Below are 11,214 nucleotides of genomic sequence, written 5' to 3'. Positions count from 1 at the left end.
CACACGTCGATGCAATGGAGTCTGACGTTGCAAACCGAATTTTCCTCGTGGCCAGAACAATTCGCAATTCCGGACGACGAGCTCAGCGGTACGTTCCCTACCCGGTGTGGCTCGGTCTCGGTTTCCTCGGATTGGTCAATGCCCCCGAGTCGATGCTTCGGACCTTGACCCGCCGCGGGACAAAAACTGCAGTGTCACTCTCGCCGGAAGACGAAGCGTGGTTCGAGGCGAACCGAGGCCGACGAGGTATAGCGCGTCTTTCGAGATCGAGGAATCCTCCACAGGTCTTGTTCTCAGGCTCCGGCGATCACAACCTGTTCCATCGCAGTTCGCGAGAACGCGTCCGCCGGTTGATAGTTGCCTCTGCACTCGATGCGTTCGGAGACCGAAAACTCGCCGTGTCGAAGCGCGATCAGGAGCGACTCGGAGCATGATGCGCACGTCTACCCGGGACGGAATTACAACGTCGTCCCAAGTATTTGTAGTCGTTGCAGCGACAACCGTGGCGCTTCTGACCGGTTGCACTGCCCACACAGGGCCCTCAAAACCGACTCCTACGTCCGTACCTCTTCCCTCGATCAGCGCCGACGCCGTCGCGGCCAGAGGCAAACTGGAAAGTGCGTCCGCGTTCGACGAAATCGATCCACTGATCGCCGACGTGGGCGCGACTGCCCACCAGATCACGTACCGATCAACTTCAGGTATGGACGGAAGCTCAACGGTCGTGTCTGGAGTCGTCTTCGTTCCGGAAGGCGATCCACCACCCGGCGGGCGGTCTGTTGTCACCGTCGGTCACGGCACAACGGGAGTGACTGCGGAGTGCGGACCTTCGATGTACCCGAATCTCCTGGGTTACGCGAGCACGATCGTCCCTTTGATGAGACTTGGGTTCGTCGCAGTCATGACCGACTACCAAGGATTGGGTCCGGCAGGCGGCATCAACCCGTACCTCGATCCGAACACCAGCGCATTCAACCTGATCGACGGAGTTCGCGCGGCGCGAGAAATGGTCCCGGACACGTCCGGGAAATGGGCAGGACTCGGCGTGTCGATCGGCGGGCAGGCGACATGGGCGGCGGCAGAGTTGTCCGGTTTCTACGCGCCCGAATTGAATTTTGTCGGATCGGTAGCGCTGGCTCCGGCGGCAGATCTTTCCAAGCTCGCCGACTTGGCCCAGTCGCAGTGGCTGACGCATGAACAGCAGATCATGATGTCGTACGTAGTATCTGGGCTGACCATCGCTCGACCCGGCACCGATCCAGGCAACTACCTACACGGCGCGCTGGCGAGCAACTCTGCGATGTGGCTGGCATGTGCGGGTCCGGTGTTGAAAGAACGCGGCGAACAAGCATCACGACTGAATCCCGCCGATACCCTGCCGAACTCCGACGAGGCCGGAGCAGTCTTGCGCGACTGGCTCATATCGATCGCCCTTCCGCAGCGTCCGGCCGGAGGACCACTCTTGGTCATCAACGGCGACGCTGATCAGACGATCCGCCCGCAGTGGGTGCAAGAGGCCGTCGACAATGCCTGTGCGTTCGGCGATTCGGTGCAGCACATCGTCAGGGCAGGCCAAACTCACAATAATCTGGATCCGGGGTCCGAGACCGCAGTCTGGCTCCAAGCGCGCTTCAGAGGCGAGTCACCGCCGTCGGACTGCTGATTATCGTCCAAAACTCGAATCGACCAGGTACTCCATGTTCTGAACCGCAGGAGTGGACACGACGTCTGAATGTGCCTTCGCCGAAGCCACTTCCGCCCCGTTTCGAACCACGCTGACCGAGACGGCGCCGACCGCCGATGGAACCGTGCAGATGTCCATCCCTGTATCGGCACTGCACGTGGTCGTCGTACCGCCGACCGTAACTTTCACTTCGGCACCTTCGACCAAGAAGGTCAAAACCTCGATCGTGTCGCGAACCGGGGACGACCCCGCACGCAGAATCATCGGTGATACCGAGGGTAGTGCGGGTTGCGCGGACGACAGCTGGTTCCGATAGGTGACGTACGCGATATCACGTGCAATCGCCGGTGCCGTTCCGGTCTTGAACCAGTCGACAAAATATGCGTTCAAATCGAGCAGCGCACGACCGTGCCCCTCGCTCGGTGCAAACGCCGTACCTTCGCTGTAGTCGTTCCACGAAATTAGTTGCACCCATTCGCTATCCGATTCGCGCGCAATCTGCCAGGTGTTTCGGAGATTCCCAGTGTTCTGCGCTTCGTCGAAAACCGATTGGCTGGGACGCGCATCCTGGAACGAGACCGACTGCATCCATATCTTGCCGAGAGCGTGCGCTCGGTTCACCTGATCCAGTGGCGAGCCGATCCCGGTGTCCGTCACTGGATTGAAGGAAGGGTTACGTCCACCCCACGTCGACATTCCATAGCTTATCGACGCGAATGAATCCATATTCGTGGTGGAGTTGAGGAAGAGTGGAACAAAGGCCACCTCGATCCCGTAGCGGGCCTTCATGATTTCGAGAAACTGCGACCACCACGCCGGGTCGTGTTTCTCGGCAAGAAAGGGCGAAATCACCACCCGGTTGTCCGTCAATCGAAAAACCGACGGCGATGACGCGTACTGCGACAACTCGCCTGCCAGATTCGCGGGGTCCAATGTGCCGAGTTCGCCGTTCATATCCGGCATCAGCATTATTTCGAACGCAGGATCAACCGCAGCCGAAGCGGCGAGAAGTTGGGACGGAACGGACGAAGACCACAACGGGTTCGACGACTTCGTCAGAATGTCAACCGAGAACCCACTGATTCCCGCGTCGATTGCCTGCCGCACTTCATCTTCGAGATCTCGCTGCCTCCACTGTGGGTCAGCTGAAACAGGCCGTGGTTGCGGTCGGTCTCGAAGAAACCCTCCGAATGCGGCGTATGAACCTCGTTCACCGTTCGGATTGAGATACTGCGTGGCGTAATAGTCTTCGCCCGACGGTAGGTTGTCGATCGAAAGGGGATACGGCGGGAAGTAGTGCGCAAAGACCATTTTGCCGGTCGACTGTCCGTTGTCCGGAAGCTCGACGGCGGGGTGTGATGACACCGCCGCGTCAACCCTCGCGTTTGGGTCCACTCCATCAGAGAGCCTGAGGCCGGCCACTACGAGAAGCACTGACGACACCAGCGCAATGCCGATGGCAACTGCACGAAATTTCCTGTCCCGCGAACCTTCGATACTCACCCGTTTCCGTTTTCGAGCATCGGCGTTCACCGAATCAGCCACCCCTTCTCACACACGGCCTTACGCCGCAATGTCCGGTGACGTTGACATCCCGAACCTGGAAATCGAATTCCAATTCAATTCTGCTGCACAGAATCCGAAGCTTGCGGCGGGTGATTCGACCTGGAATCGGAATCGCCGTTCCCACCGAGTGATCTTACCTGCCGCTTATCGGTCGGCAACTCGTCACTCGAGAGGTTCGCCTTATGCGCGACCTTTGTGCGGAGCATCGAGCGAGGGATCGCCACTGTCGGACTGTCCAGATCACTGCGCGTGTAGCGCCCCTCAGTCTCCGCCGGCTCCCATTCGTCGAAATCGATGCGCATATCTTCGGCCGGAGATTCGGCCGAATCCCCCGAATCATGCTTGTCCACTTCATTCTTCCCCGTCGATCCCACACCTGGTTCTGCGTGTACTACCTGCGCGCCGGCTCCTCGTTCAACGGGAGGCCACGCGCCGACTGGTTCATTCGATGCATCATTCACCGGAGGCTCGTTCGCCGCAGGCTCGTCCACCACACTCACACGGCTGCGGACCTTGACCAAGCCACCCCGTCCGACACCCGACAGCACCGCGCCCAACAGGTTCGCGCCGGCAGCGCGCAGCGTGGTCGCTGCGCCTTCCACCTCGTCGACCGACGAAATACTCTGTGTTGAAACAAGAACCACGCCGTCGACGACTGAGCCGATCACAGCCGAATCGGAATAGAGCGACAACGGTGGACCCACGACGATCGTGTATTCGAATTTCTCGGAGGCTTCCGAAAGCATCTCGCGTGCCGAGACCGATGCGATGGCATCACCGGAATCGGATCGTATCGAGCCGGCGGGCAGCAGAGTCAATGAGCGACCGGGTACCTGAACGAGCACGTCCACGAGCGGAATCGCACCGGCCAGCACGTCGGAAAAGCCGACTGCCGGCTTGATACCGAGGTATGAATCCAAGCTCGGCGACCTCAAGTCACCGTCCACCAACAGCACTCGACGTCCCGCTTCGGACAGGACAACCGCGAGATCGGCTGCGATGCACCCCGCAGGCTCCGAGTACCGAGGCGAGGCGATGAGGACCGAACGGATCGCGTCGGCACTCGGGCCGGCGAACTCGATACCTGTCCTGAGCTTGCGTATCGACTCGGCATAGGCGGTCGCGCCGTCGGCGGGGAACGTCAACGCGCGAAATCCCCGCGAGGCCGATTCCGGAACTGTCGCCAAAATCGGTACACCTGCAACGGCCGAGAGCATGGAAGCGCTTCGAACGGACCGGTCGAGTCGCCCAAGGAGCACCCGGACGCCGATGCCGACAACCAGGCCACCGATGAGGCCGAACAGGGACGTCATCACGAGATTCGAACCCCCACTGGCATCTTCAGCGTTGGCCTCGGTGACCACCTGGACGGAGGTATTCGGACGGCCACCACTGTTAGGGGTCTCCAACTGCCCCACATATTGTGCAAAATTCTTCGCATACGCATTGGCGATACCGGCCGATCCTTCGGCCGTCGAATCCGTGACCGAGACCTGCAAGAGCACAGTTTTCTCAACTGCTGCCGCCGAAACCTGCGAGGCCAACTCATGTCCGCTCATTGGAAGACCCAGGTCGTCGATCACCTTGACCGCCAGATCGTCGCTCGAAAACAGTTGGGCATAGGTCGCCGCTCGTTGCTGAGAAAACAGATCGCCCTGGTAGGCGCCAGCCGAGTCAGCACTGATCGGCGAGCCGATGAACAGCACAGTTGTCGACGTGTAGGACGACGGACTCGAGATGGCCATGAAAGCACCGAGGATCAAGCCGAGCACCGCGAAGACAGGTAGTGCCCACCCCCGCCTCAGAATTCGCGCGGCAGTGCTGAGTGCATTCATGTGTTCGCCTTTCTTGGAGATCGCTGTGTGCGTGTGTCTCCGTCGCGCCGTGGCGTGTAACTTGCCACCGAGTCAGTTGTGTCTGGCCGATTCACGGGCAACACTGCCCCTCGCTGCGTTCGGCGCGTGGTCGTCAAGAGGACCGAACCTTCGATTTTCGCTCCTGCGATTTCCAGATCGTGAATCTTCGTCATCACCGTCTGCATGTTTGTCGAATGAGACTGAACGACAAGGATTATCGAACGGCATACCTTGGCCAGTCGGCCCGAGTCGGCGTACTGCGTCCCGCCGGAGTCGAAAACAACCACTACGTCGAACCTGGCACTCAGATCTCGCAGCATGCGCCTGAACGACTCAGACTCGAAGACTCGCTCCGGAGTTTCGGTCGGCGAACCGCTCCGGAGGAGAGTCGGATGCAGCGGTGTCGAGATCAGAACATCATCGAGGACGCTGTCCGACATGACGATGTCGGTGACCCCGAACTCGATATGTGCACGCGAGGATCGGAAGTTGCAGTCGACGAGAACCACCGAATACCCCAGAGCGCAAGCAGCATCGGCGATGCCGCCAGCTGCGAACCTGCTGATCTTCCCCTCGTCGGCAGCGGTCACGAGCACGGGTGACGCGGGCGTACCTGACCCGATGAGACCTCGGTTGAACTGCAGTCTCTCAAAATAACTTCTCGATGCCGACTGAGCACCTTCCTCGGCGGACAATCCCCTGTCACCGAGGTACGGGATCGACTCGAGCACAGGTAGACCCGTCCAGGCCGCTAATTCGTCGACACCCTGAACTGCTCTCGACCTCGCAGCAGCCAAGATCACACCAGTCACTCCAACCAGCGATCCGACGACCAACCCCAGAAGAACGTTCGGAATCGTCTGCGGACCAGCCGGGCTCGTCGGTGCTGACGCCGTGACGACAGTCAGCGGCTGAACCGTCGGGATCAAAGTCCCACTCGGCGTCTCGAGTCGCCGGATCGTCTCGTTCATCTCATCCGAAGCCGCGTTCGTCAGTTGCAACGCCCGGTCTGCGCTGTCGGTGGTGCCAGAGATTTCGAGCAACACGGTGTCGGGCACAACGCGAACCGAAATGCTTTCGACGTCACGCAGACCACTCTCGCCCAGACGACTTGCGACGCGGGCCGAGAAGTCGGCACCCTCCGCCAGACGCGTGTACGTACCCGCTCGTTGCTGCGAGAATTCGTCACCTTGGAAAGGGCTCGAATCGGCATTGCCCAGAGTGGTCGGTGTACCCCACCCTGGCGTGGTGAGAAAGAGCTGGGTCGAGGACTTGAAAGTGGTCGGCGTGAGCAATGTCAGCAGAACGCCTACCAGCAGGCCGAGCAATGTCGAGATGCCGACGACAACCCACTTGTCACGAAGGACTCCGAAGAAGCGGGACGGGTTCATCGCAGAATCCCCCCATTCGGCGCGCCCTCGCGAATCACACCGGAGGCGGTCAGCGATTCCACCAGTTTCTGAGCAATCACTGCGTTCCCCACTGCATTCGGGTGCACACCGTCCTCGAATTTCAGTGTCGTGAGGTCCACGTCGGCGTACCAACCGTCGGCAACAGGATCGATCACGGTCGCGGCAACCGATTCCCCGTAACTTCGCAGCGCTGATACGAATTGGTCGTATCCGTCGTACGGCACAGGTGTGACGTATGTCGGCACGATGATCACCAGACGCGCATCCGGCCATGCATCCCGGACGGTATCGATGTACGACGTCATGACGGGAAACAAATCCATCGGACTCATGTGCAGATCGTTTCGCCCACCGTCCACGAAAATGATGTCCGCTCGATACCGCTCGATCGACACCTGTAGTCGATTCTCGAATCGTGTTGTAGTTCCCTGATACTCGGGTGCGCCGTCGTTGGTGAAACCGGTGCTTCCCTGAGCATCGACATTGCAGTCCCACCCCATCCGGACGCAGATGATTCTCGGGTATGCCCCGAGCCCGATTCCGTTGATGCCCGCAGTGAAGCTGTCGCCGAACCACATCGATGCCGGCGCTGTGTCCGGCGGCAACTGAGGAACCGTTGTCGCTGCTGTGAGGGCGGACCGGCCGTTTCCGGCAGCCGAATTCTGACGCACCGCCAGCGCCGTCGCACAAACGACCAGTACCACCAGCAGAGCAAGGCCCACGAGTTCCAGCGGGCGACGGGCAGAGATTCTCGACGAGAATCGGTTCGTCCGAGTCATCGAGTCACCTCCCGCCGTGAGACGAAGAATGCACAACCGATGATGACGAGGAAGTACGACATCGCTTGCAGCAGTGATCCTCTGAGCAGAATGATCAGGTAGAAGGGCAGGATGCAGGCAAGGATCGTCGGCGCCCTGGACTGGCGCAGCGACAGTTCGATTCGCCTGTCCTGAATCCCTGCGATCAAGCCTAGAGCAACCATTCCGACAATCAGCGCGATCCACCCACCGTTGACGAACAGCTCGGACCACAACGGAGCAGAAAGGTTCTTGACCGTGTAGTTGCGGCTCTCCGCGAGCAGGATGCCCGTGTCCGTAGCTTTGCCGGGCCAGATGGTCCGCGGAATCCAGAAAAGAACAACTCCGAGTGCCTGCTTGCCATCGGTAACCCCGTGCGTATTCACAAAGTTGACGGTGTTGTTGACCTGCGCAAATGCGTCGTAGTCCGGAGACGTGAGCGATTCGAGAGGCGAGCTTGTCTTGAACTGTGCCGACGTGCTGTACCTGAACGCATCGGCGAGCGGAAAGACCAGGACAAGTGCAGCCACGGCAAGCAAGGCAACCACACGGAAACGACCACGGGTCGCGAAGAGTCCGAAAAGTGCCGCCACGGCTAGTGCTGCAGTACCGAACAGATACCTCGCACTCGAGATCGGATTGAAAGTCAACAACAGCACGGCTCCGAGCACGATGGCGCAGAGAAGAAATAAACGATCGGCTCCCGGATTCTGATCACGGTATTTGACCACCGCGATGAATGCGACAAGCAAGGACATCATCGCGACGGCGCCGATGATGCTGGCGACCGTGGATTGCCCCAGCGACGCACTCGCCTGCTCCACCACGGCACTTCGGCTCGACAGAAGCGTCCCTACACCAAGTTTCTTGATGTAGTACGCGTTGGCGACCAGGGCGCAACCGGCAAGAATCAAAACCCGAACGGGATCCACACGCACGCTTGTGGCGTTTCCCCATCGCGTGTCTTTGATTCGACGCCACACCGCTCCGGAGAACACTAATCCCACCAGGAAGCCGCCGATTCCCAGAAGGACGATAGCCACCGCTGTCGAGTTGAGGGACGGATCCACTCGGGGCGTCGTAGGAGGAATCTCTCGCAGGCGGAGCTGGGCAAGTGGGGCAAGACCCATGAAGACATAGGTGAAAACCCAGAACGACATCTCGACGAGCCGACGAAAGCCCTCGCCCACAATCCACGCATAGCGCAGTCCCGAAATCGTGGTGACGGCAAGTACCGCCATCCATACACGCCCTGGCGGTGTCGGAGTGAACTCGACGACTGCGAAAGGCACGATGATCACCATGATCACCGCGGTCCAGATCGCAATCAGCGGTGGCATCAACGAGTCCTGCCGCCCGACGTCGAATTCCGCGAACTCGTGAGGCTTTGTCCGCCCGCTGGAAATTGTTTTCACGTGGTCGTCCCGGCCAGTGCGCCTGTTCGTGTTCGGCGCAGATCGCCTGGTTCGGCACGATCAGCAGTGGACGGCACGCTCGCGGGGTCTTCACGGCCGGAGTGCTTCCGTTGGGCAGCGACCACCAGGCACACCGCAACGAGGACGGACGAGACCGCCAGCCCGATCGCGACTCCGACCGCGGTTCCCGTGAGGGCCGCGGCCGCGCTGCAGATGACGATTGCCGTGAGACTCTGGACAATTCGCAGCTTGAGCAGTCGTCCGCTGGCTCCTTGAGTGCGGTAGAGATTGTAAACACCCGCTATCCAACAGATCGCCGCGTACTCGAGTCCGAGAAACGGCAGAACATGGCGAGCCTCGGCCCAGGACTCTCCTAGAACGACTCGGCCGAGTGCATCTGGAAGGAAGGGAGCGGCGAATCCGATCGTTGCCGCCATCGCAGATGTGAGCCACGCTGCATAACGCAGTGTGCTCCACACCTGGCGCGCGGTATGGCCGGCCCGCACCGATTCGGGAATGACGATCAGTGGAAGAGAACTGATCAGCACGGCGAACGGCCCCAGGACGGTCACGGCTCCGCGCAAAGACGCGGCAGCCACCGTTCCGATGAAGGCCGTGGACACCGCGACGATCACGATTGCAGCCAGTTGGTCGATGCCACTCTCGAATCCGAACCGGATTCGATGAGTCCAGAACGACGCCCACCAGCGATACAGACCAGTCAGTCGCGGTAGCGTCTGTACGCGAATCATCAGGTAAACGAGTGCGAGTCCTCCGGCGACGGACCACAACCAAATCATCTCTGCGATCGAAAGTGCCTCTGGTCGAATCCAAGTCACGACAAGGACACCGAACGCCGCACTCGCCCACAACGCGTCGCTGAAGAACGCGTGTTCCGGTTCTCCCATCGACATCGCGGTGAACCGCAAGGCATCCTGCGCGAGAACAACCGGCGCGGCAACGGCGTATGCAATCCCTACCTGCGGTTCGTGAAGGAAAACCGAGACTCCGAAGGCAACGATCCCAACCAGGACTCCGAAGGTGGCAGCACCCGAGATCGCATGTCTGCTCTCCGCGCGAATCCTGTTGCGACTGTGGGCACTCATCAACAGCAGGGGTGTGCCAACTGCACCTCGAACGAATCCGAGCGCAGCCGTGAGGATGGAGAAAACAAGGATCGCCAGACCGAACTCACTGACGGAGGACGGTCCGGCCATCGCGAACAGAATCAACGCGTTACTTACGCTGGACAGCACTTGGTCACCCGCACTGAACAGCACTCGCAGCTTCAGACCTGCCACGACCCCACCTCCCTTGCACACGTGGTGTCTCCAGACTGAGATCAAATTGAAACCGTCGGTCGGCTCAGTCCACCTGAAACAGTCTATAGGATTGTTTACTGCGAAGTAGCCGGGGTTGCCTTCGTGCATTCCTCCAGAGAGAGAACCTCCTCCAGACGAACCTTCTCTAGTCGAAGTGCGAGCCAGTGTTGACCGCGATTCGAAGCCCGAGGTAGGCGGCCGCAGCGTTGACGGCCGAACGCATCTTCTCGAGATCGACGAAATTACCCGAATGGCTGTATGTACAGTCGGCGTAGCGGCCCGTCGTGCGCATGTTGGACGCGAGAACTGCCAGCTCGAGTGTCTGCATTCCCCTCGCGAACGCCAGATCACCACCACTGAACGCATGATCTCGATCATCGGGCACCCGAAAACACGACATTGTAGTTGCAAGCACCATCGGGGACGCCACGCCATCAGGGTCGGCCCGGGACCGACTATTGCGCCGTCCGACCAACTCCCCAGCAGCACGCCGGACGAGCGCCTCGCCGGAGCGAATCCTCGACCGAACCTGCGAAGCCACTTCGAGGGGACTACTAGCTGTCCAATCTGCCCGGAAAGGAATGTGACTGAACGCATTCCCCCCTGTCCTCGCCAGTAGGGGCGATGCCGATCGCAGGTCGACAACCACGTGATGAGTGACGTCGGGGCCGCACTCCAGAGCCGCGAGCACTGCGCAATAGAAATACACGGAAGGCACACGGGTTCCAGGTGCTGCAACCAAACGAACGGAGAGCCACCACCCGCGAACAGGTTCCGTGGATACGGCCGAGGACGAGATTGCGTTTCCCGATGCCCGCCGACTCACCACCTCACGCTGGAACATACTTGTACCACTGAGGATTCGCCTCAGGGACGTCGCGGCAATCAAGGGATTGGTCGACGCCATCAAAAGCCCGGCAGCAACGATCCGACGCTTCGACAATCTGCGCACAGCGGGAGAGCGCGGACCAAGCGCCGGATCCAGACCCGACAACGCAAGAAAGAGTCGTTCTGATTTCGGCATGAAGACCGTCTCGTCACCAAACATGTGTGAATAGATCAGGCCGCTATGTGTCAAGTCAAGTGAGACAGTGACGTTCAGTTGATCTGCGATTCCGAGACCGGTTCGTTGATGAAGAATACGGTCGGCATCTCGGGCGGA

At 60.0% G+C, this 11,214-nt stretch carries 8 protein-coding genes and 1 pseudogene; 2 read left to right on the top strand and 7 right to left on the bottom strand.

The window, feature by feature from the left end; genetic code table 11:
* Window positions 1–434 (top strand): annotated as a pseudogene (locus A2J01_RS13745) (hypothetical protein); the annotation flags it as partial.
* Complete coding sequence (locus A2J01_RS13740) at window positions 431–1,663, top strand: lipase family protein (RefSeq protein ID WP_082900864.1); 1,233 nt, start codon at window positions 431–433, stop codon at window positions 1,661–1,663. The pseudogene A2J01_RS13745 and the gene A2J01_RS13740, both read left to right, overlap by 4 nt.
* Here A2J01_RS13740 and A2J01_RS13735 read toward each other — a convergent pair whose 3' ends face one another.
* The 7 genes from A2J01_RS13735 to A2J01_RS35780 all read right to left on the bottom strand — a co-directional run bounded on the left by A2J01_RS13735 (window position 1,664) and on the right by A2J01_RS35780 (window position 10,437).
* The gene (locus tag A2J01_RS13735; protein ID WP_230587543.1) at window positions 1,664–3,049 is read right to left on the bottom strand and encodes a glycoside hydrolase family 71 protein; all 1,386 of its coding nucleotides are present in this window, start codon (window positions 3,047–3,049) and stop codon (window positions 1,664–1,666) included.
* A 254-nt stretch (window positions 3,050–3,303) separates the two neighbouring features.
* Window positions 3,304–5,085, bottom strand: a complete 1,782-nt coding sequence (locus tag A2J01_RS13730; protein ID WP_064112896.1) for a polysaccharide biosynthesis tyrosine autokinase — start codon at window positions 5,083–5,085, stop codon at window positions 3,304–3,306.
* Window positions 5,082–6,497, bottom strand: a complete 1,416-nt coding sequence (locus A2J01_RS13725) for a hypothetical protein (RefSeq protein WP_064112895.1) — start codon at window positions 6,495–6,497, stop codon at window positions 5,082–5,084. Before A2J01_RS13725 ends, A2J01_RS13730 begins: the two co-directional genes overlap by 4 nt.
* The gene (locus A2J01_RS13720; RefSeq protein WP_007728848.1) at window positions 6,494–7,297 is read right to left on the bottom strand and encodes an SGNH/GDSL hydrolase family protein; all 804 of its coding nucleotides are present in this window, start codon (window positions 7,295–7,297) and stop codon (window positions 6,494–6,496) included. The genes A2J01_RS13725 and A2J01_RS13720 overlap by 4 nt, the downstream gene beginning before the upstream one ends.
* The gene (locus tag A2J01_RS13715) at window positions 7,294–8,730 is read right to left on the bottom strand and encodes an oligosaccharide repeat unit polymerase (protein ID WP_007728850.1); all 1,437 of its coding nucleotides are present in this window, start codon (window positions 8,728–8,730) and stop codon (window positions 7,294–7,296) included. The genes A2J01_RS13720 and A2J01_RS13715 overlap by 4 nt, the downstream gene beginning before the upstream one ends.
* Window positions 8,727–10,031 (bottom strand): hypothetical protein, encoded by a 1,305-nt coding sequence (locus A2J01_RS13710; protein ID WP_007728852.1) that lies wholly within the window; start codon window positions 10,029–10,031, stop codon window positions 8,727–8,729. Before A2J01_RS13710 ends, A2J01_RS13715 begins: the two co-directional genes overlap by 4 nt.
* A gap of 166 nt (window positions 10,032–10,197) precedes the next feature.
* Complete coding sequence (locus A2J01_RS35780) at window positions 10,198–10,437, bottom strand: hypothetical protein (protein WP_156519270.1); 240 nt, start codon at window positions 10,435–10,437, stop codon at window positions 10,198–10,200.
* Between the last annotated feature and the right edge of the window lie 777 nt (window positions 10,438–11,214).

Origin of the sequence: Rhodococcus sp. EPR-134 (assembly GCF_001647205.1) — a bacterium.
GTDB lineage: Bacteria > Actinomycetota > Actinomycetes > Mycobacteriales > Mycobacteriaceae > Rhodococcus_F > Rhodococcus_F qingshengii.
The sequence above is the reverse complement of the archived record's forward strand: the minus strand, read 5'-3'. Positions and strand labels throughout refer to the sequence as shown.